This is a genomic window from Monashia sp. HAY1-11D (assembly GCF_056868035.1).
Map to the genome: position 1 here is coordinate 4,286,837 of NZ_CP200320.1, position 21,444 is coordinate 4,308,280.

Genomic DNA, 21,444 nt, shown 5'->3' on the forward strand with positions numbered 1-21,444 from the left:
CACAATGGGCGCCATGACCCGGGTCGCGCTCGCCGCCACGGGACCCGCCGCGCTCGAGGCCGGTCTCCACGTCGCCTCCGAGGGCGGCAACGCCGTCGATGCCGCCATCGCCGCTGCGGTCGCCGCGATGAGCACCGAGCCCGGCATCGTCAGCCTCATGGCCGGCGCGTACGTCAACGTGTGGCCCGCGGGCCAGGACCCCGTCGTCGTCGACGGCAACGTCGAGATGCCGGGCCGGGGGCTCGACCCGTCCGCCTTCGGCCGTGGCGTCCGACAGGTCCGCACCGACTACGGCGGCGGCGTGACCCTGGGCGCCGGCCACGGGTCGGTCGCCACGTCGGGCGCCGTCCCGGCTCTCGCCGTCGCCAACGAACGATGGGGCACCGTGCCGTGGCGGCACCTCGTCGAGCCCTCGGTCCACGCGTGCCGCGACGGCTACCGCATCGGCGCCTCCGCCGCGCTCTACCTCGGCCTCGTCCGCGACACGCTCTTCGGCGCCGACGCGGAGGCTCACGCCCTCGTGACCGGCGCCGACGGCGGGGCGCTCCAGCCCGGAGAGACCTCGACGAACCCGGACCTCGCCGACGTCCTGGAGCTCCTTGCCGCACAAGGACCCTCGCTGTTCACCACCGGCGCCGTCGGGCGTGTGCTCGTCGAGGACATGACGGCGCACGAGGGGCTGATCACCCAGGCCGACCTCTGCGCGTACGAGGCCGTCGTCCGCCGGCCGAGCCTGCGGCAGGTCGGGGACTGGAGCGTCGCGCTGAACCCACCGCCGTCCGTGGGCGGGCCGATGCTGGCGGTCATGCTCGGCGAGCTCGCCCGCCACGAGGCCTGGACGTGGTCGGAGGTCATCGACATCCAGCGCAGGGTCCTCGCCTACCGGCTGTCGGTCCACGACCGCTCGCGCGACCTCGACGGGGACGGCCACGCCCTCCTCGCCGCCGTGGAGCGACACGGTCTCGCGGGCCTGCCCACGTCCGCGTCGACGGCGCACGTCTCCGCGGTCGACGAGCACGGGAACGCCTGTGCCATCACGATGTCAGCGGGTTACGGGGCGGGCATGGTGGTGCCCGGCACCGGCATCCTGCTCAACAACGCGCTCGGTGAGCCGGAGCTCAACCGGCTCGGCCTGCACGCCGTGCCACCGGGCACGCGGCTCGCCTCCAACATGGCCCCGACGACGGCACGTGGTGCCACCGGAGGTGCGCTGGCCGTGGGGTCCCCGGGAGCGGACCGGATCACGACGGCACTCATGCAGGTCCTCGGTCAGGCGCTGCTGCACCACGTGGGGCTCCAGCCGGCGATCGACGCACCGCGCCTGCACGTGCGTTTCACCGACGACGGCACTCCCCGGGTCGAGCACGAGCCCTCCGAGGCCATCGCCGCGGCCGTCCGGAACGCCGGTCTGCCGGCGCACGCGTACCCGGGCCCGCACATGTACTTCGGCGGTGTGGGGGCGGCGCTCCTCGGCGCCGACGGGCTCGTCGCGGCCGGAGACGCGCGACGCGAGGCGGCTGTGGGCGTCTCCCCCTGACGGCTCCCCCACGACGGATGGCACCCCTCGGGCATGGCGGCGGACCGGCTCACCGGTGGACCGCTCGCACTCCCCCGGCCCCGTCGGTGACCACGGCGACGTCGCCCTCGAGGTCGGTACGGTGCACCTCGAAGCCGCGAGCGTCCAGCGCCCGCAGGGTCGCCGGTGCCGGGTGTCCGTAGTCGTTGCCCGCGCCCACGCTGATGAGCGCGAGGCGGCCGCTGACGGCATCGAGTAGCCGGTCGTCGCGGTTGCCGGACCCGTGGTGGGCCACCTTGAGCACGTCGATCCGTCCCCATCGGGAAGAGTCCAGGGCGGCCTCGTGCACGACGGCGGCGGCGGCCTCGCGCTCCACGTCACCGGCGAGCAGGAGCGTCACGCCGCGCACGTGCAGGGTCAGGACGACCGACCCGTTGTTCGGCACCGACCCGGCGTCGATGCGGCGGGCCGGCCACCACACGTCGGCGCTGACCGGGCCGACGGCGAAGCGGTCCCCGGCCCGGAGGGTCCCCACACGGGCACCTGCGGCGCGGGCGAGCCGGCCGACGCGGTCCGCCTCGTCGGCCGGGTCGGCCACCCACGACGTGCGGACCTCCGTGACCGGCCGGTCCAGCACTCCCGAGAACCCGTCGACGTGGTCGGCGTGGAAGTGGGTGAGCACGACGAGGTCGACGACGCGTACCTCCAGCCGGTCGAGGCACCCCCGCATGAGACCGGGTTCGGGACCGGTGTCGACGACGACGGCGTGGCCCTCGCCGGCGTCGACGACGAGGCCGTCGCCCTGGCCGACGTCGCAGGCGACGAGCACCCACCCGGGCGGTGGCCACGACAGCACGCTCGTCGGCGTGGCGCCACCGACGACGACCACGACGGCGGCGACGACCGCGAGCGGCCGATGACGGCCACGGTGCCAGGCCCAGGGACCGAGCAGCAGCGCGGTGAGCGTCAGTACCGCGAGCAGGACGGCGGCCGGGGCCGAGTCTCCCCACGCGACGGACCCGCCCGGCAGCCCCTGGCACCATCGGGCGACGGCGGCGATGCCCTGGGCGGGGACGGCGGCCACCCACGCGAGCACCGACGCGGCGGGTACCCAGACGACCGCGACGACGGCGACCCCGACACCGACGAGCGTCGTCGGTGCGACGAGCGGTGCGGCGAGGAGGTTGGCCAGCACGCCGACGACCGAGATGCTGCCCTGGAGAGGTGCGACGAGCGGGGCGCAGACGACCTGGGCGGCGAGGGGCACCGCGAGCAGCGGGCCGAGAGGCGCCAGGCGCCTCGGCAGGACCGTCGCGATCCGTTCACCCCACGGACGGGCCAGCACGAGCAGACCGAGCGTCGCCACGGCCGACAGCGCGAACCCGAACGAGCGTGAGAGCCACGGGTCCCACACGAGGAGCGCCGCTACCGCCCCCGCCAGTGCGGGCACGCCCGCACGACGACGGGACGAGGAGAGGGCGAGCAGGCCGACGCAGCCCATGACCGCGGCCCGGACGACGCTCGGCTCGGGGCGCGCGAGCGCGACGAACCCGACGAGCACGCCGAACGCCACGAGGGGTCGCCACCGTCGCCGCACGCGCAGGAGGCCGCAGAGGGCCAGCCCGGCAGCGAGGACGAGCGTCACGTTGGTGCCCGACACGGCGGACAGGTGGCTCAGGCCGGTCGCCTGCATCGCGTCGGTGAGCTCGACAGGAGTCTGGGACGTGTCGCCGACGACCAAGGCCGGCACGAGGGCCCGGGCGTCGGGCCACAAACCCGCGGTCGCGTCGCGGAACCGCTCGCGGACGTGGTCGGCCGCCCGGACGAGCGCGCCAGGACCGTCGCGGACCCGGGGCTCGCCGACGGCCGACACGACGGCGACCACGTCGTCACCGGGCTGTGCCGGCGCGAGCCGGCCGACGACGACGAGCTCGTCGCGCCAGCCGACGTCGGCCCAGCCGGGCCCACGTCCGACGACGAGAACAGGCGTCGAGACCTCGGCCGTGCGTCCTCGGCCGGTCACCTGCTCGGCGTCGAGGCGCACGACCCAGAGTGCCGGCCCGGAGCGTTCCGGAGCGGAGCGGTCGGTGCGGATCGGACGGGGGTCGGTCGCGGCCCGCCCGACGACGGTGACGACAGCCTGGTCTGCGGCCAACCCCGGCACGGGACCTGCCGCCCGCACCGCACGGTGGCCCACGGCGGCGACGAGGAGGAGCGCGAGCACCGCCAGCGTCGCGGCCCCGAGCTGCCTGACGGTCCCGGCCGGTTGACCCGAACGGTGGGGCACCACGACCAGACCGAGGCCGGCGAGCGCAGCCATCGCGGACAGGACGGACACGGCCGGCGGTGGCGCGACCAGCCCCCAGAAGGCGACGACGGGCCACGCGACGACGACCGGCACGAGGAGCCGGACGTCGAGCAGCCCGGCGGTGCGCGGCCGCAGGTGGGCACCCGTACGCCCGGGCGCGGCCCCGGTCACAGGGTCACCTTGGGACGCAGCTGGGACATGAGCTTGTCGCCGATGCCGTTGACCTCGCCCAGCTCGTCGACGGAGGTGAAGCGTCCGTGCTCGGTGCGCCAGTCGACGATGCGCTGCGCGAGCACCGGTCCGACGCCGGGGAGCGTGTCCAGCGCCGCGACGTCTGCCGTGTTGAGGCTGACGAGGGGGCCGCCCGCTCCGCCCGCGCCGCCCGCCGACACGCCTCCCGCCGCGCCCGGCACGCCGGTGCCACCCGCGGCGGGCGCCTCACCGGGCTTCGGGACATGCACCTGCTCGCCGTCGACGACGAGCCGGGCGAGGTTGAGGGCCGCGAGGTCGGCCCCGCGCCGCGCCCCGCCCGCGGCCTCGATCGCATCGGCGACGCGTGACCCCGCGGGAAGCCGGACGAGACCCGGTCGGTTCACCTGTCCGACGACGTGCACGACGAGCCGGGCCGACGCCCCCCGGGCCGCGGTCGAGGAGCCGGGCCCGTCGCCGGCGGACCCGGTCGCCCCGGGGCCCGTCGGCGGTGCGGGACCCGACGCTGCGACGACCGAGACCCCGCGGCCCTGAGCCTCCACCGGTCCCGCCGCGGACCGCTCGGCCCAGAGCACCCGAACCACGAAGGCGCACCCGACGGCGACGACGAGTGCGAGCAACGACACGACGGCCGCCGTGGAGACCGCCCGGCGCCCCGACCGCACCTCCTCCGGAACCGTCAACAGGCCGGGGCGCCGGGCCCGGCGCAGGTCCGCCTCGAGGCGACGCGTCTCCTCGTCCTCCGGTGACCGTTCCCCGGCGCCGACGAGCCCTCCCAGCCCCGCGAGTCCGACGCGCTCGAGGCCCTCGCCGACCCGGCCCTCGCGAAAGCGGCCCGGTGCGGCTTCGTCGTCGTCCGACCCCTCCTCATCCGAGCCGCCGTCGCCCGACGCGTCGACGTCGTCCCCCACGCCGACCACCTCCGTGGCCCCGGCGTGGGTCGGACGCACGGGTGGCCGGTCCGGCACCCACCCGGACGTGCCCCGGCCCTCGGCGAGGATCTCGGCCACACGGGCCAGGTCGGCGGGACGGTAGGGGCTGCGAGACATGACGGCACGCTAGGAGGACGCGGCCGTCCGCGGCGTCGCCCCGACGCGGGGCTGGGGACGACGCCTCGCCGACGCGGGGGATGTGGACGAGCGGCACGCCACGTGCCGAGACGTCGGGCGTGCCGATTGCCGCGTCGGCTGCGCGGTGGTCCAGACTGCTCCAATGGCCCGGCACATCATGACCCTGACCTGTGAGGACCGTCCCGGCATCGTCGCGGCCGTCTCGACGGCGCTGCTCGCGCGGGGTGCGAACATCGTCGAGAACCAGCAGTTCTCCGACGAGGACACCAACCTCTTCTTCATGCGCACCGTCTTCGACGCCGACGCCTCCGACGTCGAGAGCGTCCTGGCGGCCATCCGCGAGAGCCCCGCCGTCGTCTCCCAGCACCTGGCCGTCCGCCCCGAGGCCGAGCGCTGCCGCACCATCATCCTCGTCAGCAGGTTCGACCACTGCCTCCTCGACCTGCTCCACCGCTGGAAGTCCGGCGACCTGCCCATCGACATCGTCGGCGTCGTGTCCAACCACGAGGACTGCCGCGGGCTCGTCGAGTACTACGGACTGCCGTTCACCGTCATCCCGGTGACCCCCGACACCAAGGCCGAGGCCGAGGCCGAGCTGCTGCGGATGGTCGAGGCCGACGGCGTGGGGCTCGTCGTCCTCGCGCGGTACATGCAGATCCTCAGCGACGGCCTGTGCCGCGCGCTCGAGGGCCGGGCCATCAACATCCACCACTCGTTCCTGCCGGGATTCAAGGGCGCCAAGCCCTACCACCAGGCGCACGACCGCGGCGTCAAGCTGATCGGCGCCTCGGCGCACTACGTGACGGCCGACCTGGACGAGGGGCCGATCATCGAACAGGACGTCGTGCGCGTCACGCACGCGGAGTCGCCCGAGCGGCTCGTGGCCATCGGTCGTGACGTCGAGCGCCGCGTCCTGTCGCGTGCGGTCCGGGACCACGCGGAGTCGCGCGTCTTCCTGTCCGGACGCCGCACCATCGTCTTCTGAGCCGCGTCCGGCCCGGCCCCGTTCCCCGGGCCCGGGCCGGACGGTCGACGGGTCAGCGCACCGCGAAGGCGTAGAGCCGGTTGTTCGGCGTGCCGAAGCCGAAGTTGCTGTACCCCGAGCCCCAGTAGACGGTGCCGTTGGAGATGGCCGCGCCAGACAGGCACGACCCGCCGCTGGGGAAGGTCCAGAGCTCGCGACCGGTGGCCGCATCGAGCGCGTACATCCAGCCGAGCGGGTCCAGCGCGCAGCCGAACACGACGCCGTTCGCCGTCGTCACGGGCCCGGAGGTGCCGCCCCCGTGCGAAGGTCTGGTCTGCCAGAGCAGCCGCCCCGTCGCCGCGTCGAGCGCCGACCACACCCCTGCGGTCGAGCCCAGGTACGGCACGAGGTCGCTGTTGGCATCGGCGGTGTAGACCCGCTTGCCGTCCACGGCCGAACCCCACTGCAGCCCACCCGCGGTGCCACCGGGGCCGGCCGACGTCTTCCAGACCACCGCGCCCGTGCCGGGATCGAGGGCCCAGTAGTCGCCGCTCTTCTGGCCGGCGCCCAGCAGCTCCCTGCCGTCGGCGGTGCGGAACAGCTGCGGTGCCTGACCGAAGTCGTAGTCGGGACCCGACGGTGACGGGCAGTTGCTCGGGTCACCGAAGATGCACGACACGGTCCACGCGTCGAAGGGCAGCGCCCGGACCGCCCACTTGACCGCACCCGTCCGCAGGTCGAGGGCGAGGATGGAGTCGAAGTAGTCGTCCGGACGCACGCAGGCCCGCTGGCCGGCGGGGTCGCCCGTGTGGTCCGAGACGCACTGGAGCACGGAGTCCGGCACGTCGTAGTTGTTGCCCGTGGCGACGTAGAGCGACCCCCGCTTGACGTCGACGGCCGGCGAGCTGCCCCAGACGGCCGTGCCCGGGTAGTCCGCGCCGGGCGACGTGTACGTCTTCCACAGGACCCGACCGGAGGTGACGTCGAGCGCCACGACGCTGCCGCGGAAGGTGCAGCACTGGTAGGTGCCGCCGAGGCCCGCAGCGAGAGCCTCCTCCTGAGACGCGACGCCGACGTAGACGACGCCGTCGAAGATCGTCGCCGACTGGGTGATGATCGCAGCCTCGTGAGTGTCGACCTTCGTCTGCCAGCGTGGTGCACCGGACGCCTTGTCGAACGCGAGCACCCAGGCCCCGTTGCGCAGGCCGGCGCCCTGCGTGCCGACGACGACGGTCGAGTCGGTGAAGGCGGGCGTGGCGCGCGCCTTGTCGCCCGTGACGCCGGTGTAGTCGGCGATCCGACGCTGCCAGACGAGAGCACCGGACGCTCGGTCGACGGCGTAGAGGTTGCCCGCCCAGTCCGGCACGTAGACGCGCTTGTCGTCCACCGCGGGGGTCGCCGAGACGTCCCCGCCCGTGACGAACTCCCACTTCTTCGTCAGGCCCCCGACGGTCGCGGGCGAGATCTTCGTCTCGGCCGGCGCGGCCCTTGAGTTCAGCCGGTCCCCGCCGGCCGAGTTCCATACGTTCCCATTCGGTGCGGCGACTGCCTGTCCCCCGACCAGCAGGGCCCCCGCGAGCCCCGCCACCACGAGCAGCCGTCTGTGAACCGATGATCCGGCCATCCCAGCTCCTTGCGGAACGACGGCCGCACGGGCCGTCGAATGACCCCTGTGGACCTGTCCACGCTATTCGGCTCTCTGGCTTTTCACAGCGAAACCCGTTTTCCTGCAAGGAATCTGAGTCACGCAACCGGCAATTCGGTCATACTTCGTCCGCCGGCCGGCTCCTCGGCTCGCCCTCCGGCCGCTGCTCGGGGTGGTCGACGTGCTCGAGGCGTCGCTGGCGCCACCAGCCGAGGACGTTGTTGCGGTGGCGCCACAGCACGAGCAGCGCGACGGCGGTGAGCCACGCGACCGTCCACCCGTCACCGGGCGCGTGGCCGGTCCGGACCAGGACGGCGACGACGACCATCGACAGGGCACCGAAGATCGAGCCGGCGGCCACCCACCGGGTCAGGGTCAGCGCCACCGCGAAGACGAGCACGACGACGAGCGCCACCCAGGGGTGCACCCCGAGCAGCGCGCCCAGCGTCGTGGCCACGCCCTTGCCGCCGCGCCCGCGCAGGAACGGCGACCAGATGTGACCGAGCACCGCGGCGACCCCGACGGCGTAGGCGGCGTGCGCTCCGAGGAGGTGGCCGGCCGCGACGGCCGGCACGAGGCCCTTGAGGACGTCGAGGACGCCGACGAGGACCCCCCACTTGCGTCCGAGAACGCGCCCGGCGTTCGTCGCCCCGGGATTGCCCGAGCCCGCCGTCGCGAGGTCCTTGCCGAGGAGACGTGCGAGGCCGGTGGCGGGGTTGAGGGAGCCGACGAGAAAGGCGGCGACCACCCCTCCGGCCCAGGCGAGCGCCGAACCTGCGGTCACGGCCGGGTGCCCCCCTCCTCCTCGGTGAGCACCTCACCCGGGCGTGGCGACACCGCGATGGCCACGGTCCCGGGACCCACGTGCGCGCCCACGACCGCGCCGAGCTCGACGACGAGCACCCGGGGCGAGCCGGGAACCTGCGACCGCAGGTGCTCGGCGATCTGCTCGGCCCGCTCGGCGGCGTCGAGGTGGTGCACCGCGAGGTCGACCACGTGCCCGCCGGCCCGGACGTGCTCGAGGACCATCGCCTCGATCCGCGCCACTGCGCGGGCCGACGTGCGCACCTTCTCCACCGGCACGATCCGGCCCCCGCGGACGGCGAGGATCGGCTTGATCGCGAGCGCAGAGCCGAGCAGCGCCGACGCGGCGCCGATGCGTCCGCCGCGGCGCAGGTGCTCGAGCGTGTCGACGTAGAAGAGGACGCCGGACGGTTCGAGCCGCGCCCGGACCGCGGCGACGACGGCGGAGGCGTCGGCGCCCTCCCGCGCGGCCTCGGCCCCCGCGACGACGGCGAACCCCATGGCCATCCCGATCGTCTCGCTGTCGAGGACCTCCACGGGGATCGGCGCGTCGGCGGCCGCGGCGCGCGCCGCCTCGACGGTCCCCGACATCTGCGAGGACAGGTGGACCGACACGACGGCGTCGGCGCCCTCGGCGGCGAGCCGCCCGTAGGTCTCGGCGAACACCTGGGGCGTCGGGCGCGAGGTCGTGACGATGGTGTACTCGCGCAGGGCTGCGGCCACCTCGTGCGAGCTGACGTCGTGGCCCTCGATGTGGTCACGACCACCGACGACGACGTGCAGGGGCACGACCTCGATGCCGTGCCGCTCGACGTCCGCAGCCGGCAGGTAGGCGGTCGAGTCGGTGACGATGCGGGTGGTCACGTCGCGCTCCTTCCGCCGGTCCCGAGGTGGCCCCAACGTACCGGCACCGGGCGCGTCCGTCGGGGACGCGCCCGGTGCCTCGGTCGTCAGACGCGGTCAGGCGCGGGTCGAGCGCCTCAGGCCGGGACGACGTTGACGAGCTTGGGGGCTCGCACGATGACGGTGCGCACCCCGTTCTCGATGGCGGCCTGCACCTTGGGCCGGGCGAGGACCAGCTCGCGCAGGGCGTCCTCGGTGATGCTGGGGCTCACCTCGAGCCGGTCGCGCACCTTGCCCCTGATCTGCACGACGCAGGTCACGTGCTCCTGCACGATCTTGGCCGGGTCGCTCTCGGGGAACGGGGCGAAGGCGACACCGCCCTCGTGGCCGAGCCGCGCCCACATCTCCTCGGCGATGTGCGGGGCGATCGGGGAGACCATGAGGACGAGCGCCTCGACGACGTCACGGGGCGGCACGTCCAGCTTCGTCACGGCGTTGTTCAGCTCGATGAGCTTGGCGATGGCGGTGTTGAAGCGCAGTCCCTCGAAGTCCTCGCGGACCCCGGCGATCGTCTGGTGCAGCTGGGTGGTCAGCGCTTGGTCGGGCTCGACGTCAGCGACCCGGACCTGCCCCGTCGCCTCGTCGACGACGTTGCGCCACAGACGCTGGAGGAACCGCTGTGAGCCGACGACGGCGCGGATCTCCCACGGCTTGCTCAGCTCGAGCGGACCCATCGACATCTCGTAGACGCGGAAGGTGTCGGCGCCGAACGCGTCATACATCTCGTCGGGGCTGACGGAGTTCTTCAGCGACTTGCCGATCTTGCCGTACTCGCGGTTGACCGGCCTGCCCTCCCACGTGAAGGTCGGCTCCTCGCCGTGCCCGCCCGCGTGCTCTTCGACCTCGGCCGCCGGCACGTACTGCCCGCGGCTGTCGGTGTAGGCGTAGGCCTGGATGTAGCCCTGCGAGAAGTACTTCCGGAACGGCTCCTCGCTGCGCACGTGACCCAGGTCGAAGAGGACCTTGTGCCAGAACCGGGCGTAGAGCAGGTGCAGGACGGCGTGCTCGACGCCGCCGACGTAGAGGTCGACGCCGCCGGGGTCGCGGGTCCCGGCGGGCGCGCCGTCGACCGTCTCGTCGTGACGGGCCAGCCAGTACTCCTCGTTGGCCGGGTCGACGAACGCGTCGTGGTTCGCCGGGTCGAGGTAGCGCAGGTAGTACCAGCACGACCCGGCCCAGTTGGGCATCGTGTTGGTCTCACGACGGAACGCGCGGGCGCCCCGGCCGTCGCCGAGGTCGACCTCGACGTTGACCCACTCGGGCACCCGTGACAGCGGAGGCTCGGGGCTGCTCGACGCGTCGTCGGGGTCGAACGTCTTCGGGGAGTAGTCCGGCACGTCCGGCAGGGTCAGCGGGAGCTCGTCCTGGGGCACCGGGTGGGCGACGCCGTCGGCGTCGTACATGATCGGGAAGGGCTCGCCCCAGTAGCGCTGGCGGCTGAAGAGCCAGTCACGGATGCGGTAGTTGACGGTGCCGTGGCCGATGCCGGCCTCCTCGAGGAACGCGATGATGCGCTCCTTGGCCTCGGCGACGTGCAGTCCGTCGAGACTGACCCGCTCGTTGCTCGAGTTGACCGCGACGCCGTCGCCGAGGAACGGCTCGTCGTCGGGGTGGCCCTCTGTCGGTTGCACGGTGCGGACGATCGGGATGTCGAACCGCTCCGCGAACTCCCAGTCGCGGGTGTCCTGCCCCGGCACGGCCATGATCGCGCCGGTGCCGTAGCCCATCAGGACGTAGTCGGCGACGAAGACCGGAACACGTTGCCCCGTCACGGGGTTCGTGGCCCACGACCCGGTGAAGACGCCGGTCTTGTCACGGCCCTCGGTCTGGCGCTCGACCTCGCCCTTGCGCGAGGCGGCGAGGCGGTAGGCAGCCACCGCCGATGCGGGCGTGGCGGAGGCGTCGGCGTCGTCGCCGCGCCAACCGTCCTTCGTGCCCTCCGGCCACGGGCCGTCCGGGACGAGCGCGTCGACGAGCGGGTGCTCCGGCGCCACGACCATGAAGGTCGCGCCGAAGATCGTGTCCGGACGCGTCGTGAAGACCTCGATGCCGCTCTGCTCGCCGGCGGTGGTCACGACCGGGAACGTGACCCGCGCACCCTGCGAGCGCCCGATCCAGTTGCGCTGCAGGCGCTTGACGTTCTCCGGCCAGTCGACGGCGTCGAGGTCGTCGGCGAGGCGGTCGGCGTAGGAGGTGATGCGCATCATCCACTGCGAGAGGTTGCGCTTGAAGACCGGGAAGTTGCCCCGTTCGGACCGGCCCTCGTTGGTGACCTCCTCGTTGGAGAGCACGGTGCCGAGGCCGGGGCACCAGTTGACCGGCGCCTCGGACTGGTAGGCCAGGCGGAAACCCTCGAGCACCGTGGCCTGCTCGGCCGCGGTCAGCTCGGCCCAGGGCCTGCCGTCCCGGGTCAGGACCGCGCGCTCACCGGACTCGAACTGCGCGACGAGCTCGGCGATGGGACGCGCCTTGCCTCGTCCGCCGTCCTCGCGCAGGGCGTCGGGGTCGTACCAGGCCTCCCAGATCTGCAGGAAGATCCACTGGGTCCACTTGTAGTAGTCCTCGTCGATCGTCGCGAAGGTGCGCCGGTTGTCGAAGCCCAGCCCGAGGCGTCGCAGCTGGCGCCTCATGTTCGCCATGTTCTCCTCGGTGGTCTTCCGAGGGTGCTGGCCGGTCTGGACGGCGTACTGCTCGGCCGGCAGGCCGAAGGCGTCATAGCCCAGCGCGTGGAGGACGTTGCGGCCCTGCATCCGGTGGTACCGGCTGTAGACGTCGGTCGCGATGTAGCCCAAGGGGTGGCCGACGTGCAGCCCGACGCCGCTCGGGTACGGGAACATGTCGAGGACGACGAGCTTGCGCCCGAGCGCGGCCACCTTGTCCGGCTCGGCCCACGGGCCCGCGGGGTTGGGCGCGGCGAACGTGCCCTCCTCCTCCCAGCGGTCCTGCCACGCGACCTCGATGTCGCGGGCCATGGCCGCGGTGTACCGGTGCGGCGTGTCGTCGGTCTGCGGGCGCTCTGACGTCTGGTTCTCGCTGGCCTGGCTCATGTCTTCTCTCTCGTCGCTGGTCGCCGGGGCAAAAGAAAACCCCTCGCACAGGAGGGGAAGCCGCGTTGATGTCGGGTGACCCCGACGTTGCTCAACGCGGCTGCGCAAGGAGGAGCAGACCAGCCATGGCCCAAGGTTAGCGCAGCAGGCCCTCCCCCCGCGGACGCGACCGGCCACCGTGGGTCCGGGCCCTCGCGGCGACAGCGGGTCAGCGGAAGAGGCCGACGACGATGAGCACCTGGGCGACGTGGTAGGTGACGATGACGACGAGCGGGGCCCAGCGTCGTTCGTGGACGAACCGGTCGTGACCGAGCACCGTGTCGCTGACGACGAAGACGAGGCAGCCCAGCAGCACGAGCCAGTCGCCCTTCCAGGCCGCGACGAGCAGCAGCGCGATGAGCGCGAGCTGGTAGACGAAGACCGGCCCACGCTGCGGCCCCGACCCGCGCACGATGTCGCGGCCGAAGAGCCGGTGCAGCAGCACGGCACCCGGCACCGCGGCGACCAGCCACCACGGGACTCCCGGCCGGGTCGGCGTCTCGAGGATCGCCCAGACGTAGGCGACGTGCACGGCGAAGAAGGCGCCGACGCCGATGAGGAACCGCGTCTCGGTCGCCGTGAGCAGGGCGACGTCACCGACGAGGCTGAACCCCAGCGCGACGAGCACCGGCAGCAGGGTCGGTGACCCGGGGGCCGCCCCCTCCCAGTGCAGGGACCACGCGAGACCACCGAGGAGCAGCACGACCAGAGGCTTGGTCAGCCGCTCGACGACGTACTCACCTCGCAGCACGGCACCCCAGTTGATGAGCGCCGCGACGCCGAGGGCCACCGACAGGACCCAGAGGTGGGTGGTCACGAGGCCAACACTCCCAGCCTCGCCGTGCCGCCGGGCTCCGACACGCAGGATCGCCAGATACGCCCGTCGCGCACGCCCCGCGCGCACGGCCGGCGGGCAGGAGTCGGCGTCCTCACCGTTGTCTGCCAGACTCTTCCAATGCCGATGCGCAAGTTCCAACACACGGTCACCCCCGACGACACCGCCGCCACGGTCGGCAGCGGAGACCTCGAGGTGCTGGCGACACCGCGTCTCGCCACGTGGTGCGAGAACGCCGCCTTCCAGGTGTGCCGGCAGAGCATCGACCCGGACCACACCACGGTCGGCACGAAGATCGTCATCGAGCACGTCAAGGGCAGCGCCGTCGGCTCCGAGATCACCATCATGTGCGCCGAGCCGATCAACGACGGCCGTCGGCTCGTCTGCCACCTCAGCGCCAAGGACGCCGACGGCGAGGAGATCGCCTTCGGCGAGGTGCACCGCGCGGTCGTCGACCCGGACCGCTTCATGGCGAAGTGCCAACGCGTGCTCTGAGCTGACCGGCCACCCGGCCGACGCGTCGCCAGCCCGACGCCTCGCCGGCCCGACGCGTCAGAGCACGTAGGCGTCGCCGTCGCGGCGCAGGCCCAGGCCTGCGTAGTACGGCTCGACCATGTCGGGAGGGGGCAGGAACCGGCGGAACCCGCGGTGCCGCAGCGGCCCGTCGCCGCCGAGGACGAACTCCCCGGGCGAGAGGTCGCGGTGCCGTGGTGTCACCCAGTCGAGGAGCAGCTGCGCCGTACCGTGCCCGGCGTCGCGGACGAGGACCGCCCCGACGGTCTCGTCGCCCTTGAGGACGAGGTAGCACACGTCCCCGGAGAAGGGGTCGTGGACGAAGTCGGGGTTGAACTGCCGGATGTCGCCCTCGTGCACCCGGAGGACGTGGCGCAGGTAGGTGTCGTCACCGGCGACCTCGAGCACCTCGTACGCGGCGGGGTCGTGCTTGTCCCGGGCCATGCGCGTCAGGTGGTAGACGTTGATGACGGCGAGGACGACGTTGAGCCCGACCATCGGCCACACGTGGTTGGCGGTGTTGTAGCCGATGAGGACGAGACAGCCGACGAGGTTGATGAGCCGCAGGCGGTGCAGCTGGGTCTGCAGCAGCGACCAGACGAGCACGGCCGAGCCGATCCAGCCGATCGCCTCCAGCCACCAGGAACCCATGGCCCGAACCCTAGTGCGAACGGTGCCCTCGTCGAGGATCGACGAGGGCACCGCGGGTCTCGGGCGTCGGGCGCCCCCGTCAGGCGTCGGGGGCGACGAGCTCGGGCAGGACCGCCTCGAACCGGGCGTCGAGGGTGAGCGAGGGCAGGACCTGCCCCTGCTTCTGGGCGTCGTCGGCGACGGACCAACCCCACGTCGAGGCCCGCAGCCGCTGGTTCGGCGTGCCGTGGTGGCCGGCGCTGGTGAAGCTGCAGTCGCCGACCTCGTAGAACGACTGCTCGGCCTCCAGCACGCGGGCCGCGTTGAGGGCCAGACCGCGCTTGTGGGTCACGAAGTAGGTGCCGAAGGCGTCGGCCATGAGCTCGGTGCGACGCGTGGCCTCGGGCCCCGTGAGCGGCGAGGCGAACAGGCCCTTGTCGTACTGGACGTGGTGGGCGTACTCGTGGCCCAGCACGGCCCGGGGGCCGACGTCACCGACGCCGATGGCCCCGAGGGCGGCGAGGATGCCGTCGCCGAAGACCAGCTTGTCGGGCAGGCCGGCGAAGGCGGGGTCGGTCTCGCCCGCGGCGCTGAACGCGAAGGCGTTGAGGGTGAACAGCGGGCTCTCGCCGTCCTGCAGACCGGGGTCGCCCGCGACGACCTCGCGGATGAGCGAGGCGAGGCCGGCCACCGCTGACTCCGGAGCGCCGTAGAGCACGGCCAGGGTGCGCGTCATGCGCGTCTCGTCGCGCATGACGGCACCGTGCATCGCCATGAGCTGGATGTCGGACCCGTCGGTGTCCCAGAAGGACTGGGCGGCGCGGAACGAGCGGGTCAGCTCGTTGCGGTAGTCGCGCTGCAGCGCGTACCGGTCGTCATCGGAGGACCCGAAGAGGATCGCGTCGTAGGTCGGCAGGTCCAGCGCGCCCGTGGTCGCGAGGAAGAAGAGGTCGGCGAAGTCGACGTGGGCGAGCAGACCGTCCACGTAGGCGTCGAGGTGCGTGGGTGCGCACTGGTACTGGGTCGGGTCGATGGCTCGTTCGAGGGCCTCGCGCGGCGCGGACGCCTCGACACCGAGTCGGGCCACCGTCGCCTGGCGGCGCGCCTGCCAGTCCGCCGGCAGGAAGGCCCGGGCCCGCGCGAGCAGGGCGGCGGCCCGGGGGTCGTCGGTCGTCCCGTGGACGAGGTCGTAGGAGTAGCCGTTGTCGGCGACGAACGTGGTGCTCGACGCCGCTGCGGCGCCCGTCGCCGGAACCGCTGCGGTCGGCGCCGCGGTGGCGACCCCGGCGCCGACGCCGAGGGTGAGCGTCAGCGACGTGACGAGGGCGAGCGACCAGGACTTGCGCTTGGGCACGTGGGGGCTCCTTCGGTGCTGCCCCCGGCCCCGTGCCGCGAGCACTGCCCTCATCATCGCGGCGAAGAGGGGCAATCGGGTCGAAAACCGCCTGAACCGGGAGCAACGATCCGCACCCTGCTTGGGGACCGGCGGCTCACCCGGCGGTGCCACCACCGGGCGGACGCCGCACCGGCGAGCCGACGACCCTGAGGCCGATGACGGCCGCCACGACGCCGGCGAGGAGCAGCACCTTGGCGACGGAGAAGGCCTCGCCGCCGGAGAGCATCGCCCACGTGACGGTCAACGCGGCCCCGACCCCGGTCCACACCGCGTAGGCCGTGCCGATGGGGATGGAGCGCGCCGCACGCGCCAGACCCACCATGCTCATGACCCCGGCGGCGAGGAAGACGAGGGCCGGTACCGGACGCGTCAGCCCCTCGGACGCGGCGAGCGCGGAGGCCCAAACGGCCTCGAGGAGGGCGCTGGAAAGGAGCACGGCCCACGGCATCACGCCACCGCCTTGAGGCCGACGATGCAGCCGACGAGCACGACGAGCAGGACGGCCCGGGGCGTGCCGAGCCGTTCGGTCCCGCGGCCCACGGCGAGGGCGATGGTGCCGACCGCCCCGATGCCGACCCACACCGCGTAGGCGGTCCCCGCGGGCAGGCCGGTCATCGCCCATGCGAGACCGGCCATGCTCACCACGAGCGAGACGGCGAAAAGCGCTGTGGCGCGGGGCCGCCGGAAGCCGTCGGACGCGGCGAGCGCGGTGGCCCAGACGGCCTCGAGGCCTCCGGACAGGACGAGGACGAGCCAGTGCACGGCGTTTCCGATCCGGCCGTCTTGTCGCTGTGCGGGTACGGCTCCCTCGTCCGCAGCGCGGTCGACGCGCTCGGGTCCCATGGTAGGCGACCGGCGACCGGCGACCGGGCCCGCCCGGTGGCAGCCTGGCCCGAACCGTGTATCAGGACACCGCCCTCGCACTACCGTGAGGTGACGGTTCGGTTCGACCACCTGGGACCAGCCATGAGCGGCGACTACCTCGACTTCGACGTCGCCCTGACCCGCGAGGGCCAGGGATACGCGGTGCACGTGCTCGACTCCCCTGCGGGGCAGGCGTCCACGCCTTTCGTCCTGCCGTTCGGCGCCGCCGACCTGGCCCGCTTCATGGTCGCCGTCGGGCCCCCTCGCGTCACGTCCCGCCGCCTCGTCCCCGCGGAGTCGCGCGTCGTCGACGTGCGCGACTACGGGCGCCGGCTGGCCGAGGCGCTGCTCGGTGGCGACGTCGGCCGGGCCTTCCGCGGCAGCCTCGCCACCGCGACCTCGCAGGGGCGGAGCCTGCGCCTGCGTCTACGCCTCGACGCGGTGCCCGACCTCGACCCCGTGCCCTGGGAGTACCTCTACGACGCGGACCTCGAACGGTTCGTGGCGCTGTCCCAGGAGACGCCCGTGGTGCGGCTGCTCGACGCGCTCGACCGGCCGCCCGTCGTGACGGTGGAGCCGCCTCTGCGGGTGCTCGTCATGGTCAGCAGCCCCTCGGACCTCGAGCCGCTCGCCGTCGACCGCGAGAAGCAGCTGCTGCAGGCGACGACGGGAGACCTCGTCGCCGCCGGCCTGCTCGAGATCGTCGTCGTCGAGGACGCGACGTTGACGGCGCTGCAGCGGGCCCTGCTCGACGACTACCACGTCTTCCACTTCATCGGGCACGGCGGCTTCGACGACGGAGCCCAGGAGGGCGTCCTCGCGCTCGAGAACGAGGACGGGACGGCCCACCGGGTCAGCGGGGCCCGTCTCGGAACGCTCCTGCACGACGCCCGGACCCTGCAGCTGGCCGTCCTCAACGCGTGCGAGGGTGCACGGACGTCCGGCCGCGACGCGTTCTCCGGCGTCGGGCAGGCCCTCGTGCGCCAGGGTCTGCCCGCGGTCGTGGCGATGCAGACGGAGATCTCCGACCGCGCGGCGCTCGTGTTCAGCCACGAGTTCTACTGGTTCCTCACTCGTGGTCTCGGCATCGACGCAGCGATGTGCGAGGTGCGCAAGGCGATGGCGGTGTCCGACGAGGCCGCCGAGTGGGGCACGGCCGTGCTGCTGCGCTCGGGCTCCGAGCAGCCGTTCGCCTTCGTCGGGGGCCGGCCCCACGGACAGCCGGGCACCAGCGCCTCGCCCGACGACCCGCGAGCGCGCGACGCCCGACTCGCCTCGCTCTACACGGCCGCGCAGGGGGCGATCGCCGCGGAGGACAGGACGACGGCCCTGCCGATGCTCGAGCAGATCGCCGCCGAGCGGCCGGACTACGCCGACGTCACCGAGCTCATCGAGCGCGTGCGCCCCGCCGGCGCGGGTGACGGGTCGACGCGTCCGGGGGCGTCCGTCGGCCCGGACCCGCGACCGCAGACGTTCCCGCACGGCGCCGAGGAGACGCTCCCGGAAGGGCAGCCGCAGACGCTGCCGAAGCCGTCGACGACACCGCTGCCGAGACCACAGCCGCGGGGGCCCGTGCACTCGGAACCGCAACACCGGCAAGGGAACCGGAGCCACGGCATCGGCAGCTGGGTGCGCCTGGGCGTGCTCACGATCCTCGTCGTCCTCGGCGTCGTCGCCTGGCGCACCCTGCCCTCCCTGCTTCAGAAGGCCGACCCGCTCGTCGCCGCGGCGTGCGGCTCGAGCTCGGTCGACCCGGGCCCGACCGAGCTGACCATCGGTTGCGCGCCGGTCGCGCCGGTCGTCGACGGCTCCTTCGACGACTGGCGCTCCGTGACGGACCACGAGGTGACGACCCCGATCCCCGACTTCGCGCGGGTGCCCGTCAACGGCCTGTCGGTGACGTGGCAGGCCTTGTGGGACAAGGACGCCCTGTTCCTGCACGCCCTCGTCACCGACCCGACCCACACCGCCGTCCTCGCGGGCCAGCCGAGCCAGTGGTGGCGCGGCGACGCCGTCTCCTTCGAGATCGGCCCCGACCCGCGGGCCCTCTCGGCGTCGGCTCCACTGCGCAGGGGCAAGGACTTCCACGTCGTGCTGGGCCTGCTCGACGACGGCGACCGGGGCGCTGCGGCCGCGGTCAACGTCGTCGGCACGACCTCGAAGGGCCAGGTCGTGTTCCCCACCGGCGCACGCCGTCCCCGCATCGACGTCGTCGCCCGCGTCGGCAGGACCGGCTACGAGCTCGAGGCACGGGTGCCGTGGTCGGAGGTCGGGCGGTCCGTGCCACCGGGACGCGGCGAGGTGCTGGCCTTCAACCTCGACGTCAGCGACGCTCGCGGCTCCGGTCCGGACTGGGCACTGCGGACGATGCTGAGCAGCAACTCGAGCCGCTCACGCGCCAACCAGAACCACCCCGGCACGTGGCAGACCCTCGCCCTCGGCGACTCGGGGTGAGCGTGCCCGGCCGCCTGCACGCCCTCCTCGTCGGGGTCGACGCCTACACCTCGCCCGTCCCGGCGCTGCAGGGCTGCGTCAACGACGTCACGGTCTTCGCCGACGTGCTGCGCCGTCGGGTCGGTCCCGAGGTCCTCGACCTGCTCGTGCTCACCGACGCGGAGGCCACCCGCGAGCGCGTGACCACCGCCTTCACCGAGCACCTCGGCCGTGCGGGGCCCGACGACACGGCGCTCTTCTACTTCAGCGGCCACGGCTCCCAGCAGGACACGCCACCGGAGCTGTGGCCGGTCGAGCCGGACCGTCGCAACGAGACGATCGTCTGCGTCGACAGCCGGTCCGAGGGTGGCTGGGACCTGGCCGACAAGGAGGTGGCGACGCTGGCTGCGGGCGTGGCCGCGTCGGGATGCCACCTGCTCGTCGTCCTCGACTGCTGCCACTCCGGCGGCGGCACGCGTGAGGTCGACGAGGTCGTCCGGCTGGCGCCCCAGGACCGCCGCCCGCGGCCCGCGTCGTCCTTCCTGCCGGGCGTCGTCGCGCAGGCGGGCCTCGTCGCGCAGGCGGGCGCCGGGACCCTCACCCGTGGCACCCGGGCGGTCCCGCGCTGGGCGACGCCGGCTGCCCGGCACGTCCTGCTGGCCGCGTGCCGCTCCTCGGAGAAGGCCCGCGAGGTCACGGTTCTCGGGCGACAGCGCGGGGTCCTGTCCGCGGCCCTGGAGACCGTCCTGCTCGGCTCGGACGGCTGCCCGTCGTACCGCGACGTGATGCGGGCTGTCACGGCCGAGGTCCTCGGCCGCGTCGCCGACCAGCACCCGCAGCTCGAGAGCACCGACGCCGCGGACCTGGACCGGCCCTTCCTCGGTGGCGCGTTGCCGGCGACGCCACGACCGCTGACCCTGAGCCACCTGCCGGACGGGTGGTCGATCGACTCCGGGGCCGTGCACGGGGTGCCCGAACCCATCGGCGACGACACGACCGAGCTCGCCGTGTACCCCCTGAGCGGGCAGACCTCGGGCGCGCCCCTCGCTGTCGCCACCGTGACGCGGGTGCTGCCGGACCGGAGCATCGTCCGCCTCGACCCGGTCCTCGACGACGCATTCGTGTACCGGGCCGTCGTCACGTCGATCCCCCTGCGGCCCTTGACGGTTCGCGTCATGGGCGACGACGCCGGCACCGCGGCGCTGCGACGAGCCGCGGAGGAGGCCGACCACACGCTCGTCGACCTCGTCGACCCCGGCGAGCCGGGAGCCGACTCCCCCGGGCTCGTCGTCGAGTCCACGCCGGGGGGCTTCGTCATCACCCGGCCCGGCGTGCCGCGTCCGCTCGTGCCCGTCGTCGCGGGCACCGGCCGGGAACAGCGCACCGTGGCAGCACTCGAGCACGTGGCTCGCTGGCTGCGCCTGTCCGGGCTGACCAACCCGGCCACCCACCTGCCCGCCGACGCCGTCCGGATCGCCGTGACGACGCCGGGCTCCCCGCTCCCGTCCACGGCCGCCGGCGCAGGTGGGACCCTCGAGGTCGGTTACGGGCCCCAGGGCCCACCGCGGTTCACCGTCACGCTGACGAACACGACCGGTGGCCCGCTGTGGGCGGCACTGCTCGACCTCACCGAGACCTACGGCATCTTCACCGACGCCTTCCCGGCTGGTTCGGTGGCCCTGGGCCCCGGCGAGTCGACGGCGGTGGACCTGCTCGGCCAGGTGTCCGACGCCCTGTGGGAGGCCGGCACGGTGTCGGTGACCGACGTGCTGATGCTCGTCACCAGCACCCTCGAGTTCGACCCCCGCACCCTCGAGCAGGACGAGCTCGACGTCGCCGCCGTGCCGGTGACCGGCATGGCCGGGGCCGCCCCGACCGTGCGAGGGCTCGACGCGTCCGTGGCCCCCGGCACGAACGACCCGAGCACCTCGCTCGACGGTGTCCTGCGCAGCGTCCGGACCCGCCGGGCGACGCCCGCCCGGACCGGCTCGGTGGCCGACTGGCGCACCGACACCGTCCGCGTCGTCACGACCCGCCCGCGCCGCTGAGCCGTCGGCTCGCTTCGCTCCGCCTCCTGCCGAGTTCCTCGCGTCCTTCGGACATGCAGAAGGACCGGACGAAAAGCGTGTCCGGTCCTTCTGGATGTGTGGAGCTGAGGGGACTCGAACCCCTGACCCCCTCCATGCCATGGAGGTGCGCTACCAGCTGCGCCACAGCCCCTTTCGGGTGTCGTCTCCGTGAGGCGACTGCGTAACCATAGCGGGTTC

The 21,444-nt window shown here is 73.4% G+C and carries 16 protein-coding genes, 1 tRNA gene and 1 riboswitch; of the genes, 5 read left to right on the forward strand and 12 right to left on the reverse strand.

All coding sequences use genetic code 11. The features are described from left to right. The first annotated feature begins 13 nt into the window (after positions 1-13). Entirely contained in the window at positions 14-1,537 is a 1,524-nt protein-coding gene (locus tag AC1VM9_RS19770) for a gamma-glutamyltransferase (RefSeq protein ID WP_483123807.1), read from the forward strand. Between the two features lie 49 nt (positions 1,538-1,586). On the opposite strand, the gene AC1VM9_RS19775 is transcribed toward AC1VM9_RS19770, so the two are convergent. Then, entirely contained in the window at positions 1,587-3,995 is a 2,409-nt protein-coding gene (locus tag AC1VM9_RS19775; protein ID WP_483123808.1) for a ComEC/Rec2 family competence protein, read from the reverse strand. Then, positions 3,992-5,083 carry a ComEA family DNA-binding protein gene (locus AC1VM9_RS19780; RefSeq protein ID WP_483123809.1) on the reverse strand — a complete coding sequence of 364 codons (1,092 nt, stop codon included), beginning with the start codon at positions 5,081-5,083 and terminating at the stop codon, positions 3,992-3,994. Before AC1VM9_RS19780 ends, AC1VM9_RS19775 begins: the two co-directional genes overlap by 4 nt. Positions 5,084-5,246: 163 nt before the next feature. On the opposite strand from AC1VM9_RS19780, the gene purU reads away from it, so the two are divergent. Beyond that, entirely contained in the window at positions 5,247-6,089 is an 843-nt protein-coding gene (purU, locus tag AC1VM9_RS19785) for a formyltetrahydrofolate deformylase (protein ID WP_481342123.1), read from the forward strand. A gap of 52 nt (positions 6,090-6,141) precedes the next feature. On the opposite strand, the gene AC1VM9_RS19790 is transcribed toward purU, so the two are convergent. The 5 genes from AC1VM9_RS19790 to AC1VM9_RS19810 all read right to left on the reverse strand — a co-directional run bounded on the left by AC1VM9_RS19790 (position 6,142) and on the right by AC1VM9_RS19810 (position 13,323). Then, a complete protein-coding gene (locus tag AC1VM9_RS19790) occupies positions 6,142-7,692 on the reverse strand; it encodes an outer membrane protein assembly factor BamB family protein (RefSeq protein WP_483123810.1) in 1,551 nt (516 codons plus the stop codon). 139 nt (positions 7,693-7,831) lie between these two features. Continuing rightward, the gene (gene plsY / locus AC1VM9_RS19795) at positions 7,832-8,497 is read right to left on the reverse strand and encodes a glycerol-3-phosphate 1-O-acyltransferase PlsY (protein WP_483123811.1); all 666 of its coding nucleotides are present in this window, start codon (positions 8,495-8,497) and stop codon (positions 7,832-7,834) included. Continuing rightward, on the reverse strand, positions 8,494-9,381 hold the full coding sequence (locus AC1VM9_RS19800; RefSeq protein ID WP_481344951.1) for a DegV family protein: 888 nt from the start codon (positions 9,379-9,381) through the stop codon (positions 8,494-8,496). Before AC1VM9_RS19800 ends, plsY begins: the two co-directional genes overlap by 4 nt. A gap of 116 nt (positions 9,382-9,497) precedes the next feature. Further along, complete coding sequence (locus AC1VM9_RS19805; RefSeq protein ID WP_483123812.1) at positions 9,498-12,467, reverse strand: class I tRNA ligase family protein; 2,970 nt, start codon at positions 12,465-12,467, stop codon at positions 9,498-9,500. A gap of 208 nt (positions 12,468-12,675) precedes the next feature. Beyond that, the gene (locus AC1VM9_RS19810) at positions 12,676-13,323 is read right to left on the reverse strand and encodes a lysoplasmalogenase (protein ID WP_481342128.1); all 648 of its coding nucleotides are present in this window, start codon (positions 13,321-13,323) and stop codon (positions 12,676-12,678) included. Between the two features lie 138 nt (positions 13,324-13,461). Here AC1VM9_RS19810 and AC1VM9_RS19815 point away from each other — a divergent pair, with 138 nt between their 5' ends. After that, positions 13,462-13,836 (forward strand): thioesterase family protein, encoded by a 375-nt coding sequence (locus AC1VM9_RS19815; protein ID WP_481342129.1) that lies wholly within the window; start codon positions 13,462-13,464, stop codon positions 13,834-13,836. A gap of 57 nt (positions 13,837-13,893) precedes the next feature. Here the strand turns inward: AC1VM9_RS19815 and AC1VM9_RS19820 are convergent, their stop codons facing one another. The 4 genes from AC1VM9_RS19820 to AC1VM9_RS19835 form a co-directional block, all read right to left on the reverse strand. Continuing rightward, positions 13,894-14,505, reverse strand: a complete 612-nt coding sequence (locus tag AC1VM9_RS19820; RefSeq protein ID WP_483123814.1) for a hypothetical protein — start codon at positions 14,503-14,505, stop codon at positions 13,894-13,896. A gap of 79 nt (positions 14,506-14,584) precedes the next feature. Further along, the gene (locus tag AC1VM9_RS19825) at positions 14,585-15,838 is read right to left on the reverse strand and encodes a neutral zinc metallopeptidase (RefSeq protein WP_483123815.1); all 1,254 of its coding nucleotides are present in this window, start codon (positions 15,836-15,838) and stop codon (positions 14,585-14,587) included. A gap of 136 nt (positions 15,839-15,974) precedes the next feature. Further along, positions 15,975-16,328, reverse strand: coding sequence for a DMT family transporter (locus AC1VM9_RS19830; protein ID WP_483124051.1), 354 nt, complete (start codon positions 16,326-16,328; stop codon positions 15,975-15,977). Then, a complete protein-coding gene (locus AC1VM9_RS19835) occupies positions 16,328-16,642 on the reverse strand; it encodes a DMT family transporter (RefSeq protein ID WP_481344946.1) in 315 nt (104 codons plus the stop codon). The genes AC1VM9_RS19830 and AC1VM9_RS19835 overlap by 1 nt, the downstream gene beginning before the upstream one ends. 10 nt (positions 16,643-16,652) lie before the next feature. Continuing rightward, a riboswitch (guanidine-III (ykkC-III) riboswitch) is annotated at positions 16,653-16,717 on the reverse strand. 129 nt (positions 16,718-16,846) lie between these two features. Between AC1VM9_RS19835 and AC1VM9_RS19840 the strand changes: the two genes are divergently transcribed. Continuing rightward, entirely contained in the window at positions 16,847-19,198 is a 2,352-nt protein-coding gene (locus AC1VM9_RS19840; RefSeq protein WP_483123817.1) for a CHAT domain-containing protein, read from the forward strand. Then, the gene (locus AC1VM9_RS19845) at positions 19,195-21,225 is read left to right on the forward strand and encodes a caspase family protein (protein ID WP_483123818.1); all 2,031 of its coding nucleotides are present in this window, start codon (positions 19,195-19,197) and stop codon (positions 21,223-21,225) included. The genes AC1VM9_RS19840 and AC1VM9_RS19845 overlap by 4 nt, the downstream gene beginning before the upstream one ends. Before the next feature lie 99 nt (positions 21,226-21,324). On the opposite strand, the gene AC1VM9_RS19850 is transcribed toward AC1VM9_RS19845, so the two are convergent. Further along, positions 21,325-21,397 (reverse strand) — tRNA-Ala (locus tag AC1VM9_RS19850). Positions 21,398-21,444 lie beyond the last annotated feature (47 nt).